The following is a 19,225-nucleotide window of genomic DNA, read 5'->3' as shown; positions in this document are numbered from 1 at the left end:
ATTATCCTCCTCATACCTCTTCTTTATTTGACATTTGTTCAAATATAGCTTTTAAGTTGATCACTCCTATTACCTTTTGCTTATCTGTAACCACAGGGATATTTGTACTTGAAGAACTTAGTATTTTGTTTAATGCTTCATAAAGGCTTGATTTTTCCGTAACGTGATCTTTTTTCAAAGAACTTTTCAATTTAGATGAATCATTAATTCTATTCACTCTTTTAGTTTCTATAAACCCTTTATAGTTGTTATTTTTATCAACAAAAATGGTGATAGGATAATTACTCTGTACTGTATTTTTAATCTTTGAAAGATCCTCATCAATTTTAAAGACTTGAATGTCTTTATACAATCCTTCGCTAACCTTAACAAATTCCAAAGCTTTGAATTGGCTATCTTCCCCCAATATGTCCTTAACAAAATCGTTTTTCGGGTTTTGAACAATATTTTGTGTATCATCGTACTGTACTAATTCACCGTCTTTGAAGATCGCAATTTTATCACCCAATTTAATAGCTTCCCTTATGTCATGTGTGACAAATATAATAGTTTTTTTGATCTTTTCTTGAATTTCAAGAAATGCATCTTGTAATGTTTCTCTATTTATAGGATCAATCGCACCAAATGGTTCATCCATGAGCAATATGTCAGGATCAGCTGCAAGTCCCCTTGCTACTCCCACTCTCTGTCTTTGACCTCCAGATAGTTGTGCTGGAAACTTATAAGCGTTAACGTCTGGATCAAGATTTACTAAATCTAATAGATCGTATACCCGCTTTTTTATTTTTTCTTCAGTCCATTTCAAAAGCCTTGGAACTACAGCGATGTTATCGAATACAGTCATATGAGGGAATAATCCAATTTCTTGTATTACGTAACCTATACTTCTTCTTAATTGTATGGGATTTATATCGTCAATCGATTTTCCATCGAAGAGGATATCGCCTGATGTTCTTTCAATCAAACGATTGATCATCTTTAAGGTAGTTGTTTTTCCACATCCAGACGGACCTATTAGAATAGTTAATTTATTGTCTTCAAATTCGATATTTAAATTATTAACGGCGGTAAAATCACCATACTTTTTTGTGAGATCAACTAATTTTATTGCCATTTTAATGTTCCTCCTATGATTTTTATCTTATTCTTTAATTTTAAGACCCTTTGGAGTAATTAAATCCTCAAATTTTAGTAAAAGATAATTAGCTAAAACACCCAAAATTGAGACCAATATTACCCCTGTTATTACCATTGGATACCGTGACCTGCTTAACCCAGCAAAAATAAAGTATCCTAATCCTCCTGAAGCAACAAAATATCCTAAAGTAGCAACGCCGACTCCCATTACTACAGCATTTCTTACCCCAGACATTATAGTAGGGATCGATAAAGGTAAACGGATCTTGAATAATATTTGAGATTCGGTCATTCCCATTCCTTTAGCAGCCTCTATCATTTGTGGGTCAAGGGCTTGAATAGCTGTTAATGTATTTCTTATAATTGGAAGTAAAGAGTATATAATCAAAGCAATCACGGCAGGTGTAACCCCTAAGCCAGCTCCAAAAGGAGACAAAATTACAACCATAATCCCAAAAAGGGCCAAACTTGGGATAGTCATCAGAATACTGGCAATGTAGATAACTATGTTTGCGGCTTTAGGATGCCTTGATATGAAAATTCCTGTTGGTACTCCGATACCTATAGAAAAAGGTAAAGATAAACCTATGATTTTCAAGTGATTTAGAAATTCTCTAATTATGATATTTGAACTACTAGAAATATATTCGAAAAATTCCACTGTTTCACTCCCTTCTTCTTATTGTAAATTAGTTTGTTCATCATTGCGATAAATATTATAACACATTTTTAATCTTTTTAGAATATAAGTAAGTTACAATTAAGTAAAAATATAAAACTAAAAATCTTTTAAGATATTTTATAATGTGTTTAGTTTGGTAATAAAATAATTTTCAAAATATTGTGGACGAGTGCGTTTAAAAATTTAAAGTTCTAGAAATTCTCTTTAAAATAGGTTTTAGAATTTCTAAAAGCTGTATAATAAAATATAATGAGATTGGAGGTGAAAGCTTTGAATGAAAATGAGAAGAAATGGGAAGCTATAGATAAAAAAGCGTTATTAGAGTTGGTATATGAGATGAAAAAAAGAAGGTTACAAATGGGAATTACACAAAAAGATCTAGCTGAGCGGATGGGGACAACTCAGGCGATAATTTCTAAATTTGAAAAGGGAAACTACAATCCAACATATTTGTTTTTGCAAAGATTGGCAGAAGTGTTGGATGGGAATATCAAATTGTATTTTGAATTTAAAGATAATAAAGAGATAAACACAGATGAGTTTTCTACAAATGATAATTTTGAAAAAATATTTCATCTCAAGTTATAAAAAGCCGTTATATATAAAGTTTTAGAATTTCTAAAGACAATAATTGATAAATTGTGGGAGGAGTTTTATGAAAAATGATGATAAAAAAATAAACCTATTGAAAGATATAATTCTAAAGAATATATTTTTGGAAAGTGAATTTTTGGAGAGAACATCGAAAGAAGTAGTTGAAAAAATTACTGAAATAACGATCGAAAGAGGATATGTATACGAACAAAAAAACAGTGACTTAAACTTAATTGTTACTTACAGAATTTTTTTAGAAGGAGAAAAAAAGAGGATAGCTTACTACGTTCTAACCTTCAGAGAGATTTTCGAAACGGATATGGATTTCGAAAGTTTTTCAAAAAACAAAAGGGCCAAAAAGTATTTCCTTAAAAATTTTGTTGATGATGTTCTTTGGCCCTATATTAGAATTTATTTGAACGAAATTTTAATGAAGTCGGCATTGCCAAATATTGTACTACCGTTAAGTACTGGTAATCAACAAATAGATCTTCAAGATAATAAGTATTAATTATTAAGCTTTTTTTGAATTTCGAGAACTATTGCTTCAGCGGTTGCTAAATTAGTAGCAAGTGGAATATTGTGTACATCGCAAATCCGTAAAACAGCGGATACATCCGGTTCGTGAGGCTGGGCTGTCAACGGATCCCTTAAAAAGATCACAAAATCTATTTTCCCACTGACAGCAAGAGCGCCTATTTGTAAGTCTCCTCCCAATGGTCCAGATTCAAAAGTTTGTATCTCTAATCCAACTTTTTCTTTTAAAATCTTTCCAGTGGTTTTTGTAGCATAAAGTTTGCAATTTTTAAATACATCCTTCCATTCTTTGGCAAAGAGCGCAAGGTCTAACTTCTTTTTATCGTGAGCTATTAACGCTACATTGACCATGATTTTCCTCCTCAAACGTAAAAAATAAGCTTCTAAAAATTCGTTTTACTAAGCGTATTCAACAGTTTCACCGTGTTTTCAACATCGCTATAGGATAACATCTCGTGAGGTGAATGTATGTATCTAGTAGGAATAGAAATAGTACCACTAGGAATTCCAGATTTAGTTCTTTGATAGCCCGCGGCATTTGTTCCTCCGAAGGTTAATACCTCGAACTGATAGGGTATGTTGTTTGCCAAAGCAGCATTTTTTATCCATTCTACAACTTCTCTGTCACTTACAGAAAGATTATCTTTTATTTTAATACAAGGTCCTTTTCCCAAGGCCATGCTCATTCTTTTAAGAGCCTTAGGAGTATCCAAGGAATCCGTGACATCTATAGCTATTGCTCTGTCGACTTCGTAATCATAAGCCGAAACAAAAGATCCGACTAAACCTACTTCTTCTTGGACAGTAAAAGCAAATAAAACTGTGTGTTGATTATCTTTCATATTTTTGATAGTTTCTATTAAAATAGCGCATCCAATCCTGTCATCCATGGCTTTTGACATACAATAATTACCATAATCGACAAAACCTTCGGCAAAGGTTCCAAAAGTGCCAATAGGGGCAATTTTTTCCGCTTCTTCTTTTGAAGATACGCCTATGTCAACAAATATATTGTCTAAAGATAAGTTTTTATAATTATCTTTTAATTCTTTTTCACTTTCTCCCTCAACTCCAACAACCCCTATTCTTCCATTAAAAATCAACCTCGAACCGATCAAATTTACAGGGTTTTGACCGCCGACTTGTTCTACTTTTAAAAAGCCATTGTCTAAAATGTGCGTAACAACAACCCCTATTTCATCCATGTGGGCGTCAAATAATATAGTTTTTCCAGAATTACCTTTTTTTGTGGCGATAAGATTTCCTAGCTTGTCTGTTTTAATATCATCCACATAATCTTTGATCTGTTCTTTAATAAAATCTCTGACTTGATCTTCTCTTCCACTTGGTCCATAAAGCTCCGTAATATTTTTTATTAGCTCTTTCAATTTTTTTGCCACCTCTCTTAAAATGGTGTATTAACGACTAATTGTTTTACCAATTGGTAGGTATTTTCATAATCTTGTAAATTCATTATAGATTGTGGAGAATGTATGTATCGGCATGGAACGGATATTACTCCTGCTGGAATTCCATAAAGTGTCTTTGCGAGCCTAGCCGCATCTGTTCCTCCTGCTGTTCGCATTTTGTATTGAAATTTAATCTCCAATTTTTTTGCAGTATCTACAATCTTTTCAAAGATCTCTTTGTTAAGTACTAAACCGCTATGCATGAATGTTAATACCGGCCCATTTCCGATGTGGGTTGCCCATTTATCCGGAGTATTTTCAGGGTTATCCCCGGCAGTGGTACCTTCTAATACAATAGCGAAATTTGGCTGTATTTTTGAAGCTGCAGTTCCAGTACCTCTCAGCCCTGTTTCTTCCTGAGTAGCAAAATTGAAGTATGTGTCGTAAAGAGGTTTCTCGTTGTTCTCAAAAAAATAGTCAATTATATCCATCATAATAGAACATCCAACCCTATCATCAAAGGCTTTGGATACAGCATAGTTATTTTCCTCATAATAGGTAGTGTCAAATGTAACCATATCCCCCAAATTAACCTTTTTAGATGCTTCCTCCTTGTTGGAAAATCCAGCGTAGACCCTTATACTTTCATACTGTTCAACTTTGTCCGTTTCTTTTTCTAAATGAATAGGTGTCGAATTGACAACAGCTGATATTTTTTCTTCGATTTTTAATCTCTGACTTTTTACTACCCTTGGGTCAACTCCTCCAACGGGAGATATGCCAAAAGTGCCGTCTTCATTTATTCTGGTGATCATAAAGCCAACTTCGTCCATGTGTGCGTCGAGCATTAATTTTTTGGAGGAATCTTTACCTTTAATTAAACAAATCAGGTTTCCCATGTTGTCTTCAGTAATTTCATCGACCTTGTTGGCAACATTTGTTTTGATGTACTCTCTTATTTTTTCTTCTCTTGAAGATATTCCAGCAAGATTGGTTAAGTCTTTTAAATATTTCCTCATAAATTTCGACTTCCTTTCCAAGTTAAACTAATGTTTAAAGCAAAGAGAGATAATAACTTTGCGCTTTCTTCCACATCTTTTAGATCTACAACCTCGTTGGGAGAATGCATGTTAAGGATTGGAACCGAAACAACACCTGTTTTTACTCCCGTAGAAGATATTTGTACTACATCTGCTTCGGTGCCACTACCTCTAGTAAAAGTTTCTATTTGGTATTTGATATTGTTGTTTTTTGCAGTTTTTGTTAGTTCTTCGAAAACACTTCTGGTAACGGTAGTACCTATACCTATAACAGGTCCTTCACCAAGCTTGATGGGCTCAAAATTTTCTGGTAGCTTTTCGCCAAATGTAACATCAACTACTATGGCAAAATCTGGCATTATGTGATGGGCGCTACCTTGTGCTCCAACTAATCCCACTTCCTCACCTTTGTTAAAAGATAAAATCAATTGTCCTTCAAATTTAAGATTTTGTAGGTACTCCAAAGACTTAATTAGTACCGCAGCACCTACTCTGTTGTCTAAAGATTTATTTGATATCTTTCCATTTTCAAGTTCAACAGCCTGGACTTGTATAACGCCCATATCGCCAACGTCGATACTATTGGTTCCCCCCGAAATTGAAAAATCAACGAAGAGCTCATCAAAGGAGGGAGATTTTTCTCTATCTTCTTTTTTTTGTAGGTGAGGGGCTAAAAATCCTATTACACCTATTTTTTCTGAATCTTTTGTTTTAAAAAGAACCCTTTTTCCTACCAAAGTTCTTGGATCGACTCCCCCAACGGGAGAAATGCGAGCGAAGTGTTCATCGATTATTTTTGATATAACTATTCCAATTTCGTCTACATGCGCAAAAAAGGCAATTTTGGGGCTATCATTTCCATAAGTTGCCACTAAATTACCTATTCCTATTTTTTCTAATTTTATATCTGGTGAGATGTTTTTTAATTCTTTTTCAATCAAAGGAAAAGTGTAATTTTCAAAAGAAGACACCCCAAAAGTATTGGATAAATTTTTTAGTAAAGTAGAAGTATCCATTCGTGACCTCCTTTTTGGTTTTAACACAGCATAATTACTGGTCTAAAGATTAAAAAATTGATTTAATATCTTTTTGCGCTACTATCCTTTTACAATTCAACGGGTTCAACTAATGCTTTATTTTCTTCAATTCTTATGGAAACGGGAGACTTCGGCCATTCATAGTTGAAGAAAGGGATACCCGCTATTTCTACTAATGGTGAATTCAATTCGTAGGCTATAATGAAAGCGTTTTTTTTGTTGGTAATTCCTGCTCTTAAGGTTCCAAATACCTTTCCAAATATTATAATACTTCCACCCGCGTTGACTTCTGCGCCTTGGTTTACATTTCCAAAAACTATTATGTCTCCAGGATTTTGTATTACTTGGCCGGATCTTAAATGTTTTCTATAAATTTGGGTACTCGAAAGGGTTAACTCTTTGTTTCCTACTTTCCCTTCGGGAAGCTTTCCAAAATATGCTCCAGCAACGTTCAATTCAAGACTGTTGGCAAATTTTACGATTTTATTTAATAAATTATGCTGAGAGCCGTCTTCAAAATATACGTAAAAACTATCCCCAATGTTAAAAAAACTTTTCATCTTAACAAGTTCTTTTTGAAAATGTTCGAAAAGATCTTTTTGCGTGTTTCCCTTTGAAAAATAAAAGATTATGTCTCCGTCCATAATTTTTGCGTATACGGGTTCATCCATCTAAACCCCCCCTAATACAATTTTAAGTCACCATAAAAAATTTATGACCATATATATAATAACATAAAATATAAGAAATATTACATAAACAAAAATTATTTGACAAGTTGGTTGTAAAGAATTCATTGACCATAAAAGAAAAATATGATACAATCTAACAGTAAGCAATTTTTGCATTAACTTATATTATAACAAAAACGCTTAACGACAAAATTCTTTAAAGAATAATTTTGGAGGTGTATTTATGTTAGAAAGAGTATTAAATTTTATAAACTTTGGCCCAGCAGGCGCTACTGATGCTGCCAACACGGTCGAACAAGCACAAGCGGTCCCGGCAAGTGGTGGTGGACTAAGTGGAATGTTGCTTCTTTTAGTAATAATAATATTGATGTGGGTTTTGTTGTTTCTCCCACAAAGGAGACAAGAGAAAAAGCATAAGGAAATGCTTTCTGCTTTAAAAAAAGGTGATAAAATTGTAACATCATCAGGAATCATAGGGAAGATAATATCTATAACCAACGAAAGAATCAGAATTTCAACGGCAGACAAAACAGAAATCGATATAACAAAGAATGCCATTGCCGGGGTTCTTTCTAAAACTGATAAACCCGAAGCAAAGCCAGAAGAAACCGAAGCTGAAACTGAAGATGAAGATGGAAATGATAAATAGTTCTTTAACATTGATTTTGTTCAGGGGGTGAAATAGTTGAGAAATCGAAGAATACGAATATTATTTACTATAATAGTTTTTGTTTTTGCACTATTAGGATTAATTCTACCTTTATCGGGTAATGTGAATGATATAAGCATACTACGTTTTTTCCCAAATATAAATTTAGGCTTGGATATTCAAGGTGGGGTGCTATTAGAATATAGCTTTGATGTACCTGAAGGTGTCAATACTTCTGAGGTTGTAGATAATGTAATCACAGTTCTAAGGAGAAGAATGGACAATGCGGGTTACACGGAGGCGATAGTTTCCGAAGTTGTTTCCGGGGGAGAAAGCAGAGTTCGCGTTGAGATTCCAGGTATATCAGATACTCAAAGGGCTGAAGAACTTATAGGTAGTAAGGGGAAACTTTACTTTGCAGAAGTATTGGAAGTTGTGGAATCAACAACAACTCCAGAAATTACAAGAAATAGAACTATACAAATAAATGGTGAAGAAATAGAAATGTATAGTTACGTTAAGGATAGTAATAACCCTAACCTTTGGTATAGGGTAAAAAATGTTTTCGAATTTGGAGATGCCCCATTTCAGATTACCGGTTTAGATGTCACTGATGCCGTAGCTTCTCTTAATAGTCAAGGAGCGGGATTTGTAGTTAATTTGAATTTCAATAATGAGGGAAGACAAAAATTTGAATTAGCAACCGCAAATTTAGTAAACGAAAGAATTGCGATCATTTTAGATGATGAGGTTATAATCGCACCTGTTGTTCGAGAAAGAATATCGCAAGGAAGAGCTGAAATCAGCGGAATAGAAAGTATGGAAGAAGCGCAAAACATTGCTGTTTTGATAAAGTCAGGGAATTTACCGGTAGATTTAGTTAAATTTCAAGAAAGAACCCTTGGCCCTACTTTGGGAAGAGATATTGTGACTACGATTATAAACGCTGGAATCATTGGGCTTATAATAGTAATGATTTACATGATTATATTTTATAGATGGATGGGGGTAATTGCAGATATTGCTCTAATATATAATACATTTTTGTTAATGGGAATTTTAAGTTGGACAGGAGCGATATTAACTCTGCCAGGTATTGCCGGTATAATTTTAACTTTTGGTACCACAGTAGATGGAAACATTATTATATACGAAAGAATAAAAGAAGAGCTTAGAGTAGGAAGGCCCCCTTTAACCGCGGTAAAGTTTGGATTTAATAAAGTTTTTTCAACTATTTTTGATGCCAATATAACAACTATTTTAGCAGGATTAGTTTTATTCTTTGTAACAAGTGGAAGTATTAGAGGCTTTGCAGTCACCCTCATAATAGGTGTTTTAGGTGCTATGTTTACTAACTTGGTGGTTAGTAGGTTGCTATTAGAAAGTACTTCCCACTTTTTGAAGCCTGAAAAGTATGTGAAAGGAATTGTTGTGGAAAAAGGGGGGACTAAATAATGCCAAATATAGATTTTGTTGGTAAGAGGAGTTTTTTCATTTATTTATCAATTGCTTTGATACTTTTTTCTGTAATAGTGATTTTTGTAAAAGGATTCAATTTAGGTGTTGATTTTTCTGGTGGTAGTGAAATCATCGTGTCTTTTGATAAAAGTTATACAATTGATGAATTGAGAAACGGTTTACAAACGATAAATCAAGAGTATGCTACCGCTAAGATCATTCAAACTAACCCAGGTGGAGGAGCTTCTGATCAATTCTTTTACATAATTACCGTAAGAGATTCTTTCCCTACGTTGGAAGAAAAACAAATGTTCATAAATAGTTTAGAAGAATCTTTTTCTGATTCGAGCTTAAATATTGAACAATTCAACGATGTTTCAGGTTATGCTGCTAGGGAAATTCGATCGTATGCTTGGTATGCTGTAATTATTTCTCTGATAGTTTTGCTAGCTTATATAACCATCAGGTTTCAATTTTCCTACGGTGTGGGAGCGATTTTAGCTTTAGCTCATGACGTTATAATCACCTTAGGATTTTATTCCCTCTTTGGTATAGAAATGAACTTAACCGCAATAGCCGCATTTCTTACTTTAGCAGGTTATTCCCTAAACGATACTATCGTTGTTTATGATAGAATAAGGGAAAACAGATCTAAAAATCGTGGGATGGATATAGAAAGTATAACAAATAAAAGCATTAACGAAGTTATTGTAAGGTCATTGAACACTTCCTTGACAACATTCCTAGTTGTTTTTATGATGTTCCTTTTGGGAGGTAGGTCAATAGCTTCATTTGCTTTCGGATTAACTGTGGGAGTTATAATTGGGACTTATTCTTCGTTATATATTGCGAGTCCAATTGTCATAGGTATGGTAAAAAGACGTAAGAAAACACAAAAAGCTTAATTAATAAGATAATAAAATTAAAAAGCCCTCATCTTTGAGGGCTTTTTTAAAACACGACAAATGCTTTTTTAATATATCCCTCTTTGTCAATATATTCTACTTTATAAGTATCTCCTAAGACTCCTTTTAATTTTAGGATGTCTCCACGAGTTGCAATCGCTATTATTTCTCCTTCCTCGTTTGTAATTTCTGCTTGATTAGTGAATACTTGAAGATATATATTCTCAAACTTCAAATGAACGTATTTTGTGGATTTATTTCCATCGTTGTCATAAGCAGATATTTCAAGCATATTTGATGTAAGTTTTTCAGGATTTATTTCTAAAGATAGATAGTAAGATTGGCTGTTAACTAAAAAAGTTTGACCTAATATTTCAACTTTTGTAATTAGATTATTATCAAAAACGCTGAGAAGCAAAGAGTTGTTTTTATCTGATATCAAAAATTCTGACGGTACATTTATAACAGGACCCTCTAAGATAGGAATGCTTATAAATTCTTTCCTTTCGAAGGTTACAGCTTCGAAAAGGCTTATAGGATTATTTTTGTAGAAAAATTTGCTTTCTTCTTGTTCAGGGATATTAGTGGTATACTCCCCATTTTTTCTATAGGAAACAGAATAGCCTTTTTCAAAAATAATACTTTGCAAAGGTATATTGTTTTGCTGAAGATCTATAAGGCTCAATAAATTTCCTTTACTCAAGGCATACAAATACCTTTCATCATTACTCCAAGTTAAATCAACAATTTCACCATTCGAAATATTCATAGTTGATTCTAAGTTTCCATTTTTACTGTTCCATATATAGACATTTCCATCAGTTGTTCCAGTGGCTACGTAATTATCATCAGGGCTCCATTCAATTGCCTTTATTGGAGCTGTAATAATCTCAAATCTCTTATAGAATTGATTAAATCTTCCATCCCACAGTCGTAAAGCCCCTTCAAATCCTCCCATAGAAAGAAAATTTGAATTACTAGCCCAATCCAGTGACCAAATAATGTAGGGGAATTCTTCGATGTAAATTGTATTTTCAAAGTCGGGAAAAACTGATATGCTTACTTTTTTATCTAAGCTTGCCACTGCTATCTTAGTTTCGTTGTAATTAATAGAAATATCTTTTATCCAATTGCTATGAAGATTTTCAACTTCCTTATAAACGCTCAAATCAGGTAGGGTAACTACATAAACATTATTTTCCCATCCCCCTGCAATTAAAAACTTTTCCGAAGGGGAAATCTCCAAAGTGGTTAATTTAAAATCACTTATCTTCTTATTTTCTATTAATATACCCTCAGGGTCGTAAAGCGACAGGTATCCAGAATTTTCTGAAAGTATCAAATATCCATTTTTTGTTATTTCAAAGTCAACTACTTCTTCAGAAAAAGAAAAATGAGTCTCAACTACTCCTGAATCAATATTAAAAATACCTATTTCACTGTTGGAAGTTAAGTAATAAATAAGATTATTATTTCTTGTAATTTTTAGAACATCGGGTTTTTTTAATTCCAATAATTTTTCAATTGATTTTGAATAGACATTTAAAGAGTATAGACTAACTCCATCGTTTAGGTAAAGTGTATCGCTTTTGTCATGACTCCATTCAAGAGATTTTATATTAAAATTATCAAGCTTTAGTTCTTGGAGTATTTTTAAAGTTGAAGAATCAAAAAGGATGATCTGATTATTCGTAGTCAAAACAGTAAAATTTTCATTCGATGGTGAAAATGCGACCTCTTTAATTGTTAAACCTAATGAAAAAGAATTTATTATCTTCAAGTCTTTATCCAATACATAAATATTTCCATTCATTGAAAAAGCAAGTGTATTATCATTTACCATCGCTAATTTAATTATTGAATAATTATCAATTTTGATGGATCTTACTTCTTTATTGTTTAAATAATCAATCAAATAAATATTACCTAAATGGTCTGCTACCAATATTGTACCCTCATCGTAAAATTCTGCAACCGTTGGTATAGTTGAAAACCTCCGTTGAAATTCTACCCTTCTTTTGGTAATATTGTATACGTAGACCGTTTTATCTAAGGAAGTAAATACTATTTTATCTCTAAAACTAGATAAAGAGGAAATAGATTCGTCGGTTACGTTTATTTTGTAATTAAGAAGAGAGGTATCGTTGTTAAACACTTCTATTGTCCCATTACTTTCTGCGATTATAGTATATTTATTGTCGAGGATCCATTCTACATGAGTCGGTATAGAAGAAGCTGAGTAATAACGATTAATGCACTTTTCCTTCAAATCATAAGTTTTAAGGTAGTTATTCTCTACAATTGTGGAAATATCGCCAGTGTTTTTATTTACAAAAAAATCAATAATGTCTGAATGTTCAAAATTATTTACTATTAAATTGGAGAAGATGTTAATACTCAAAATAATCAAGAAAAAAATTACGAAGAATTTTCTCAAAGCACTCAACTCTCTCTCAAAGATTTTTGATTCTCTACTAACTATTATATTATATAATAAAATGATCTTAAAAAGAATCCAAGAATAAAAATTAAAGACTTTAAAAAATGAACAGTGCTGGGTGCGGACGGACTGAGCGGGGCCAGGGGCGCTAAGCAAGATAAGGAGGCTTTAAATTTGAGTGAAAAAGTGAAAATAATTAATGTAATAAAACAAGGGGATAACTATTTTGCTACCATAGAGAATAATCCTTTTTATCCTGATGGAAAAGGGGGGCAACTTGGAGATAGGGGTAAAATTGATACTGCTGAAGTTTTAAATACCACAGAAACAGGCGTTGTATTAAGCAAACATTTAAACCCCGGTGAATATTTTTATGAAATAGATGAAAAAAGAAGATACGATATAGCTCAGCAACATACTGCACAACATATATTATCAGCCGCTTTTGAAAGAATAGCTTCATTAAAAACCGTTAGTTTCAAGATGGGTGAAGAATATTCTACTATAGATTTGGCTGAACAAAATATTGGAGAAGAAACGTTAAAAAAAGCAGAAGAACTTTCAAACGATATAATTTCTAAATGTATCAAGGTGGAAGAAATATTTACGGATAAAGAAGGGGCTCAGAAATACAATTTGAGGAAACCTCTAAGTGATAAAGTGAGTGGTCAAGTGAGGTTGATAAAAATCGATGATTTTGACATATCTGCTTGTGGTGGTTTTCATGTAAAAAATACAGGTAACATCAACCTTTTAAAGATAACAAATACAGAAAGAGTAAAAGGGAATTTAACGAGGGTGTATTTTTTAGCAGGACTTAGAGCCATTAATGATTATTCACAAAAAGATTCAATTTTAAAAAATATTTCTTCCATATTAACGTCTGGATTGTATGATTTGGAAAGCAAAGTAGAAAGTTTATTAAATGAAAATAAAGATTATAAGAATCGTATAAAAAAGTTAGCAGAAAAAAATGCATATTATCTTGCAAAAGATTTAATCGAAAAACCGGTGGTTGTGAATAAAAATAAAGTAGTTTACCATAAAAAAGAGGACGAAACAGCGGATTTCTTACACAAATACGTGGATTTAAAAGATTATACACTCATTATTGAAGATGAAAAGAACAAAACCTTTTCTATTTTCTCAAACAATATTAACTGTAAAGAGCTTATAGACAAATTAAAAATGAATAACAACATTAAAGGCGGTGGAAGCGAAGTAAGAGGTAACATAAGCGGAGACATAAAATTCGAAGACATTCTCAAAATATTAGAAAAATAGCCCAATCATGGGCTATTTTTCAGAAATAAATTTTCTAATTCTTAGATTCAAATATTTTCACGTAAAAATTTTCTATATTTTGTTCGTTTGTATTGTTTTGAAGTAAAACTATATTTGTATATGGATCATAATTTTTACCAGGTTCATATACTTTGGAATTTGGATCCATGTCCAATAATTTTTCAATTTCATCTTTTGATAAATAAACAGTTTTTGGAAGAATATCAATATCTTTTCCCAATCCATCTTCAATAAATTTATCAAGACTAATCTCTTCATTTTTTTCATAAGAGACGTATTTTAGGATATCTATAAATATCTCAGCTGGATACCCACCTGTAATTGCTCCAAAAGGATTTTGTTGTTCGTCAAAGAATACAAAGGTTGGTGTATATCTGGCACCAAAGGCATAAAACAACTGGCCATAATTATATTCTTCTCCTTGAAATGTGGCTTTTTCAGTGGTAGGAAAGATTTCAACAAAAACAAATTCTGTGCGTAGCCATTTTTGAATCTCTTCATCCAACAGTGTTGTTTCTTTGAATTGAGTACACGCTGGGCATGTAGGTGATGAAAACATGACTACTACTTTTTTGTTTGTTAATTCGGCAACTTCGAAAGCTTCATTGAAATTTTCAAAAACAAATTCCTCTAAAGGGACAGAAAATATTGTAATTACTGATAGAATAAATAACATTACAACGAAAAATTTCTTCATAAAGTAAACCTCCATTTTATAATACACTTATATTGTTAAAAAGCCCAAATGAAACCATAGTACCCACTACCATAAGCAAAATACCACCAATAATTCTCAGAGATTTTTGCCATTTTGGTTCTCCTAAGGTTACTTTAGATAATATTTTACTGACAATGCCACTAAAGAATAGAAATGGAATGGAAATACCCAGAGAATAAACAAAAAGTAAAAGAGCGCCTCTCATTGCTTCTCCAGTAGTCGTTGCTAAGGTAAGAATCGAAGCCAAAATTGGGCTTGCACACGGGATCCATACTAAAGAAATTAAAATCCCAATTAAAAAGGCGGAGAAAAAGGAATTATTTTTATTGTATTTTCTTAGGTCTATATTCTTTGCAGAAATCAAACTTTTATTCATCAAAAACAGAAATCCAAATAATATTATTAAAACACCAGCAACTATGTTAATAACGCTTTGATACATTGCAAGCATCATACCAATACTACCAGAAATACTGCCTAACAAGGCAAAAAAGAGAGAAAGGCCAAGAAAAAAACCCAAACTCCTTTTGATGACCAAAGGGGTGTTTGAGATATCAGGGATCACCAATGCAAAAAAAACGGGTATTAAAGGGAAAACACATGGGCTAAAAAATGATAATAACCCACCAGAAAACGCAGTTAAAAAACTAACAGAATTTGTTATGGCAAGAGAATTCATCCGATTTACTCCTTTTTCCAAATTATAAAAAGTTAGCCATACCCCGCCACGGTATTTTAATTGTATCACATAAAATAGAGTTTTAGCAACAAAGATTTGTATTTCTATGGCTAACCTAGCAAGAAAGATTTATTTTTTCTTCAATGAATAGAGCCTCATTTTTTGTCCGATGGGTTTACTACTTTGGTAATCAATATTAATTTGAATGTAATAAAAATCGTTTATAATTCTTATACCCTCCCCTTATGGGGTGGATACAAGCAATTTTATGAAACACTAAAAGATTCTTAGAAAACTTAAAACAGTGCGTGGTCAAATTGATGCAGCTATAAAAAGTTACAATAATTTGGAAAGGAGTGATAAATTATGATGGGATTCGGTTTGGGAATGATGTGGGGAGGATTTTCTTTGATTTTCTTGATAATAATTATCATAGCAGCGATTTATTTTATTAATAATAAGAATGACGATAATTCGAGTTCATATCACAGCAATAATAATGACTTTCATTATCAAGTTGATAGAGCTGAAGAGATCGCTAAAGAGCGTTATGCTAGAGGTGAAATAAGCAAGGAAGAATTTGATCAGATAATAAAAGACTTGAAATAGGATTAAAAAAATAAAGGTTGTAGGGACAAAAGGGCTTGACTATGAGGAGCATGAGTAAATAGATTTCTGGAGAGGAGTGTATATTATGGGATATTGTTATCTGTGGGGTGCTTATGGTCAGAGTATACTAGGTGGATATTGGTGGATTATACCTTTGCTTTTCTGGGGATTGCTTGTAACGGTGATTGTGCTGTTATTTGGAGCAAACAAAAAACGCAGCAGTTATCATGCTCTGGACATTCTCAAACAAGAATATGCTCTGGGGCGGATTTCCAGAGAAGAGTATTTGACCAGGAAAAAAGATTTAAAGTAATATTTAAGTAATATTTAAATAATAAAAGTCGGGAGATCGAATCTACCGACTTTTATTATGAAGAGCTGCTATAAAAAACCCTGCCTAAAAAAGTTCACTCCTTTATCCAATCGAAAACTTCTTTTTTTGAAATAGTTGCCAAAGCTATGTAGTTATCCGCTCCACCGTAGTAAACATAGTATTGATCACCATATTCAACCAATGCATCTGAGAATACAACGTTTGGAACTCCTCCGAAAATCTCCCAGTTTTCCTGAGGCTCTAAAATTGGTTCTTCTGTTCTTTTTAAGACTTTTGTTGGATCTTTTAAATCTAAGAGCATAAAACCTAACCTGTAGATAGGCCTGATATCTTCTTGAACACCATGATACAAAAACAGCCAACCATAAGGGGTTTTTAAAGGTGGACCACCTGCTCCGATCTTTAAGTTATCCCAATAGTCCTTCCTTGGTGAAGCAATTTTTACATAATTGTCCCAATGTATTAAATCATCAGAATATGCAAACCAAATATCTGGTTCCAGCCTATGAATTAAGATATATTTTCCATTAACCTTTTCAGGAAACAAGGCAGCATCTTTATTAGGACTTTCAGGCAAAATAGTTCCATATCTTTCCCAAGTAAAGAAATTCTCTGTTGAGGCTAAAGATACTTTAACATTTTTCGGAGAATAAGCTGTGTAACACATATAATATTTTCCATCTATATACGTTACTCTTGGGTCTTCGACACCGTATAATTCCGATAAATCTGAGGGTTCAAATACAGGTTTTTCCATTCTATTAAAGTGTAGACCATCCACACTCACAGCATAGCCTATCCGAGAAACCATATCTTCTCCTTGGGCGCGGTACAACATATGGAAGACTTTCCCGTCATAAACTACTGCAGGATTAAAAACAAACCTAGATTCCCACAAATACATTGGATTTGGACCAAACAATGGGTTTGACAAATGCCTTTTCAACTTCAAATTCAATATATATCCCTTCCTTATAACTACAGTTTTTTAATTGTGATTATTTCAAAGACATTGAAATTCCATGCAAAAATGCCTTTCTGAAGATTATGAAAATGAGCACCATTGGTAAAGTTTGAATCACCGAACCTGCCATTACTGGTCCAATATACGCACCGTACTCGTGATTAAAGCTTGCAAGTAAGACAGAAAGAGGCATTTTATAATAATCCTGAATAACTATGAGTGGCCACATGAAATTATCCCATACTCCGATAAATGTGAATAGCCCAACAATGGCCATAACGGAATTGTTTAAAGGTAACATAATTCTAAAAATGATGAATAGATCAGAGGCTCCATCCATTTTTGCTGCTTCGATGTAGTCGTTTGGTGTCCCTCTAAAGCTTTGAGTCATCATAAAAATGCCCCAACCGCTCATAATAAAAGGAACGATTAAAGCTGCCAGCGAATTCAAGAGATGCATGTTTCGCATTAGAATGTATAAAGGTATGGTAAACATGAATCCAGGGAACACCATTTGGAAAATAATAAAATTAAATATCCCCTCTCTTGCCTTAAATCTATACTTTGATAAGGCAAAAGAAATGATGGCTGATGTTATTATAACACATACTGTAACGGTGACAGACACGAATAAACTTATAAAAAATGCCCTTATAAACGGTCTATTCATTCTTTCGGCGCTTTCTAGTATAAATCTAAAATGCTCTAAAGTGAACCTCGTTGGTAGAAATCTGGTATAGATTTCAGCAGAGGGTTTTACCGATGCCAAGAACAGCCAGGCATAAGGGTACAACCAGATTAGAGATAAAAAGAACATCACAATATGAAGAATTACATTTCCAGCCTTTATTTTTTTATTTATCATACTAAATCAACTTCTCTCTCCATAGTTTTTCTTACTACCCAAATCATTCCAAAGCTTATCATAGCTACAAACACTGCCATTGTTGCAGCGTAAGTTGGGTCCATTCTTTGGAATGCTGTAGTAATCATATGCATCATCGGGGTTAAAGTACTTCTCATTGGACCACCCCCAGTTATCATATAAGGTTCTGTGAATATTCCAAAAGCCAAAGTAATAGCCAACACCAAGACCATTATTATAGAAGGATTTAATAGTGGCAATGTAATTCTAAAAAACTTTGTAAGACTTCCTGCACCGTCCAACTCTGCTGCTTCATATAAAGATTTTGGTATAGCGGTTAAGCCGGCATATAGTATTAAGCCATAGTAGCCAATAAATTTCCAAATAACAATCAATGCAATGGAAAACATCGCCCATTGTGGGCTTGTAAACCAAGGAATAGTGATACCAAAAAGACTATTTAGGGCTTTATTTACTGGTCCATTGACAGAAAAAAGGTTTGAAAACATAATTGAATAAGCAACTCCTGATGAAACATTGGCTACCAAAAAAGAAAGGGCTATAAAGGTTTTTCCATATTTTATTTTGTTCAGGGCAATGGCAAAGAGTAAAGCTCCTATTAACACAAGAGGAATATAGTACATCATAAAACGAAAAACATTGATTACTGTTTTCCAAAAAAGAGGGTCGGTTAAGACCCTCGTAATATTGCGAAAGCCAACGAATTGAGGTGACCCCACAAACCTCCATTTAGAAAAAAGAAGTATAAATAACCATACAAAAGGATAACCCCAAAATATTGCCGCATAAATTAAATATATTGAAGAAATACCAAAGCCTTTCCTTGCTTCTTTTTTTGCTAACCCTATTTTTTTACTCATTGTTTTAACCTTCCCTTACCAGAGGATTCTGTTTATAGCCTTAATTGCATCATCCAAAGCTTCTTCCTGAGTTTGACAGTTACAAAAACGTAAGAATTCTAAAACAGGCATGAATAATTGCAAAAAAGCGTTTTTTGCTTTCTCTGTTTTTCAAAAGTGTCACTACATGCCTTTCTTTTCCTTTATTTATCAGTGTTTTAGACTTACGCTTTTGCTTTGCTCCTTTCTAATCCTTTATTTTCCTCATTTTGGCCCTGTAGTTTCAGTTTCTCTATGAATTCCTCATATGG

The 19,225-nt window shown here is 33.1% G+C and carries 21 protein-coding genes; 8 read left to right on the top strand and 13 right to left on the bottom strand.

What is annotated here, in order from left to right:
- Window positions 1–10 precede the first annotated feature (10 nt).
- Together X926_RS03325 and X926_RS03320 are read right to left on the bottom strand one after the other, a co-directional pair.
- A complete protein-coding gene (locus tag X926_RS03325) occupies window positions 11–1,114 on the bottom strand; it encodes a betaine/proline/choline family ABC transporter ATP-binding protein (RefSeq protein WP_103064998.1) in 1,104 nt (367 codons plus the stop codon).
- 27 nt (window positions 1,115–1,141) lie between these two features.
- On the bottom strand, window positions 1,142–1,798 hold the full coding sequence (locus X926_RS03320; RefSeq protein ID WP_103064997.1) for an ABC transporter permease: 657 nt from the start codon (window positions 1,796–1,798) through the stop codon (window positions 1,142–1,144).
- A 291-nt stretch (window positions 1,799–2,089) separates the two neighbouring features.
- Here X926_RS03320 and X926_RS03315 point away from each other — a divergent pair, with 291 nt between their 5' ends.
- Window positions 2,090–2,407, top strand: coding sequence for a helix-turn-helix domain-containing protein (locus tag X926_RS03315; RefSeq protein WP_158245186.1), 318 nt, complete (start codon window positions 2,090–2,092; stop codon window positions 2,405–2,407).
- A gap of 67 nt (window positions 2,408–2,474) precedes the next feature.
- Window positions 2,475–2,924 carry a hypothetical protein gene (locus X926_RS03310; RefSeq protein ID WP_103064995.1) on the top strand — a complete coding sequence of 150 codons (450 nt, stop codon included), beginning with the start codon at window positions 2,475–2,477 and terminating at the stop codon, window positions 2,922–2,924.
- On the opposite strand, the gene mgsA is transcribed toward X926_RS03310, so the two are convergent.
- The 5 genes from mgsA to minC all read right to left on the bottom strand — a co-directional run bounded on the left by mgsA (window position 2,921) and on the right by minC (window position 7,107).
- Window positions 2,921–3,301, bottom strand: a complete 381-nt coding sequence (gene mgsA / locus X926_RS03305; protein ID WP_012208942.1) for a methylglyoxal synthase — start codon at window positions 3,299–3,301, stop codon at window positions 2,921–2,923. The two genes, X926_RS03310 and mgsA, sit on opposite strands and share 4 nt — an antisense overlap.
- A gap of 32 nt (window positions 3,302–3,333) precedes the next feature.
- Entirely contained in the window at window positions 3,334–4,338 is a 1,005-nt protein-coding gene (locus X926_RS03300; RefSeq protein ID WP_103064994.1) for a M42 family metallopeptidase, read from the bottom strand.
- Window positions 4,339–4,355: 17 nt separating this feature from the next.
- The gene (locus X926_RS03295) at window positions 4,356–5,378 is read right to left on the bottom strand and encodes a M42 family metallopeptidase (RefSeq protein WP_103064993.1); all 1,023 of its coding nucleotides are present in this window, start codon (window positions 5,376–5,378) and stop codon (window positions 4,356–4,358) included.
- Window positions 5,375–6,415, bottom strand: a complete 1,041-nt coding sequence (locus X926_RS03290; RefSeq protein ID WP_103064992.1) for a M28 family peptidase — start codon at window positions 6,413–6,415, stop codon at window positions 5,375–5,377. Before X926_RS03290 ends, X926_RS03295 begins: the two co-directional genes overlap by 4 nt.
- An 89-nt stretch (window positions 6,416–6,504) precedes the next feature.
- The gene (gene minC / locus X926_RS03285) at window positions 6,505–7,107 is read right to left on the bottom strand and encodes a septum site-determining protein MinC (protein ID WP_012208938.1); all 603 of its coding nucleotides are present in this window, start codon (window positions 7,105–7,107) and stop codon (window positions 6,505–6,507) included.
- A gap of 244 nt (window positions 7,108–7,351) precedes the next feature.
- On the opposite strand from minC, the gene yajC reads away from it, so the two are divergent.
- Genes yajC through secF form a run of 3 tightly spaced genes read left to right on the top strand, consistent with a single transcriptional unit; the run spans window position 7,352 to window position 10,140 of the window.
- The gene (gene yajC / locus X926_RS03280; RefSeq protein WP_103064991.1) at window positions 7,352–7,777 is read left to right on the top strand and encodes a preprotein translocase subunit YajC; all 426 of its coding nucleotides are present in this window, start codon (window positions 7,352–7,354) and stop codon (window positions 7,775–7,777) included.
- Window positions 7,778–7,813: 36 nt separating this feature from the next.
- Window positions 7,814–9,232, top strand: a complete 1,419-nt coding sequence (gene secD / locus X926_RS03275; RefSeq protein WP_103064990.1) for a protein translocase subunit SecD — start codon at window positions 7,814–7,816, stop codon at window positions 9,230–9,232.
- A complete protein-coding gene (secF, locus tag X926_RS03270) occupies window positions 9,232–10,140 on the top strand; it encodes a protein translocase subunit SecF (RefSeq protein ID WP_012208935.1) in 909 nt (302 codons plus the stop codon). Before secD ends, secF begins: the two co-directional genes overlap by 1 nt.
- A 46-nt stretch (window positions 10,141–10,186) precedes the next feature.
- On the opposite strand, the gene X926_RS03265 is transcribed toward secF, so the two are convergent.
- Window positions 10,187–12,577, bottom strand: coding sequence for a WD40 repeat domain-containing protein (locus tag X926_RS03265; RefSeq protein WP_041534077.1), 2,391 nt, complete (start codon window positions 12,575–12,577; stop codon window positions 10,187–10,189).
- 177 nt (window positions 12,578–12,754) lie between these two features.
- On the opposite strand from X926_RS03265, the gene X926_RS03260 reads away from it, so the two are divergent.
- Window positions 12,755–13,864: an alanyl-tRNA editing protein gene (locus tag X926_RS03260; RefSeq protein WP_103064989.1), complete on the top strand. Its 1,110-nt coding sequence runs from the start codon at window positions 12,755–12,757 to the stop codon at window positions 13,862–13,864.
- 34 nt (window positions 13,865–13,898) lie between these two features.
- Here X926_RS03260 and X926_RS03255 read toward each other — a convergent pair whose 3' ends face one another.
- Window positions 13,899–14,582 (bottom strand): thioredoxin fold domain-containing protein, encoded by a 684-nt coding sequence (locus X926_RS03255; protein ID WP_158245185.1) that lies wholly within the window; start codon window positions 14,580–14,582, stop codon window positions 13,899–13,901.
- Between the two features lie 16 nt (window positions 14,583–14,598).
- Entirely contained in the window at window positions 14,599–15,282 is a 684-nt protein-coding gene (locus X926_RS03250; RefSeq protein WP_103064987.1) for a cytochrome c biogenesis CcdA family protein, read from the bottom strand.
- Between the two features lie 366 nt (window positions 15,283–15,648).
- On the opposite strand from X926_RS03250, the gene X926_RS03245 reads away from it, so the two are divergent.
- Both X926_RS03245 and X926_RS03240 read left to right on the top strand, forming a co-directional pair.
- Window positions 15,649–15,891 (top strand): SHOCT domain-containing protein, encoded by a 243-nt coding sequence (locus X926_RS03245; RefSeq protein WP_199171167.1) that lies wholly within the window; start codon window positions 15,649–15,651, stop codon window positions 15,889–15,891.
- Window positions 15,892–15,976: 85 nt separating this feature from the next.
- Entirely contained in the window at window positions 15,977–16,204 is a 228-nt protein-coding gene (locus X926_RS03240) for an SHOCT domain-containing protein (RefSeq protein ID WP_103064985.1), read from the top strand.
- Window positions 16,205–16,298: 94 nt separating this feature from the next.
- Here the strand turns inward: X926_RS03240 and X926_RS03235 are convergent, their stop codons facing one another.
- From X926_RS03235 to X926_RS03225, 3 genes are read right to left on the bottom strand one after another with little or no spacing between them, the layout of a single operon-like run.
- Window positions 16,299–17,183, bottom strand: coding sequence for a glycosidase (locus X926_RS03235; protein ID WP_103064984.1), 885 nt, complete (start codon window positions 17,181–17,183; stop codon window positions 16,299–16,301).
- 40 nt (window positions 17,184–17,223) lie between these two features.
- Window positions 17,224–18,054, bottom strand: coding sequence for a carbohydrate ABC transporter permease (locus X926_RS03230; protein ID WP_103064983.1), 831 nt, complete (start codon window positions 18,052–18,054; stop codon window positions 17,224–17,226).
- The gene (locus X926_RS03225; RefSeq protein WP_103064982.1) at window positions 18,051–18,935 is read right to left on the bottom strand and encodes a carbohydrate ABC transporter permease; all 885 of its coding nucleotides are present in this window, start codon (window positions 18,933–18,935) and stop codon (window positions 18,051–18,053) included. The genes X926_RS03230 and X926_RS03225 overlap by 4 nt, the downstream gene beginning before the upstream one ends.
- Between the last annotated feature and the right edge of the window lie 290 nt (window positions 18,936–19,225).

The sequence above is a fragment of the Petrotoga sp. HWHPT.55.6.3 genome (genome assembly GCF_002895495.1).
In the GTDB taxonomy this organism is placed as follows: Bacteria; Thermotogota; Thermotogae; order Petrotogales; family Petrotogaceae; genus Petrotoga; species Petrotoga mobilis.
The sequence above is the reverse complement of the archived record's forward strand: the minus strand, read 5'-3'. Positions and strand labels throughout refer to the sequence as shown.

What these genes read in the sequence shown, in the direction of transcription:
- mgsA (WP_012208942.1), bottom strand. Translation starts at nt 3,301, where the DNA reads ATGGTCAATGTAGCGTTAATAGCTCACGATAAAAAGAAGTTAGACCTT.
- yajC (WP_103064991.1), top strand. Translation starts at nt 7,352, where the DNA reads ATGTTAGAAAGAGTATTAAATTTTATAAACTTTGGCCCAGCAGGCGCT.
- X926_RS03250 (WP_103064987.1), bottom strand. Translation starts at nt 15,282, where the DNA reads ATGAATTCTCTTGCCATAACAAATTCTGTTAGTTTTTTAACTGCGTTT.
- X926_RS03225 (WP_103064982.1), bottom strand. Translation starts at nt 18,935, where the DNA reads ATGAGTAAAAAAATAGGGTTAGCAAAAAAAGAAGCAAGGAAAGGCTTT.
- X926_RS03295 (WP_103064993.1), bottom strand. Translation starts at nt 5,378, where the DNA reads ATGAGGAAATATTTAAAAGACTTAACCAATCTTGCTGGAATATCTTCA.
- X926_RS03255 (WP_158245185.1), bottom strand. Translation starts at nt 14,582, where the DNA reads ATGAAGAAATTTTTCGTTGTAATGTTATTTATTCTATCAGTAATTACA.
- secF (WP_012208935.1), top strand. Translation starts at nt 9,232, where the DNA reads ATGCCAAATATAGATTTTGTTGGTAAGAGGAGTTTTTTCATTTATTTA.
- X926_RS03230 (WP_103064983.1), bottom strand. Translation starts at nt 18,054, where the DNA reads ATGATAAATAAAAAAATAAAGGCTGGAAATGTAATTCTTCATATTGTG.
- X926_RS03325 (WP_103064998.1), bottom strand. Translation starts at nt 1,114, where the DNA reads ATGGCAATAAAATTAGTTGATCTCACAAAAAAGTATGGTGATTTTACC.
- minC (WP_012208938.1), bottom strand. Translation starts at nt 7,107, where the DNA reads ATGGATGAACCCGTATACGCAAAAATTATGGACGGAGACATAATCTTT.
- X926_RS03245 (WP_199171167.1), top strand. Translation starts at nt 15,649, where the DNA reads ATGATGGGATTCGGTTTGGGAATGATGTGGGGAGGATTTTCTTTGATT.
- X926_RS03240 (WP_103064985.1), top strand. Translation starts at nt 15,977, where the DNA reads ATGGGATATTGTTATCTGTGGGGTGCTTATGGTCAGAGTATACTAGGT.
- X926_RS03310 (WP_103064995.1), top strand. Translation starts at nt 2,475, where the DNA reads ATGAAAAATGATGATAAAAAAATAAACCTATTGAAAGATATAATTCTA.
- X926_RS03290 (WP_103064992.1), bottom strand. Translation starts at nt 6,415, where the DNA reads ATGGATACTTCTACTTTACTAAAAAATTTATCCAATACTTTTGGGGTG.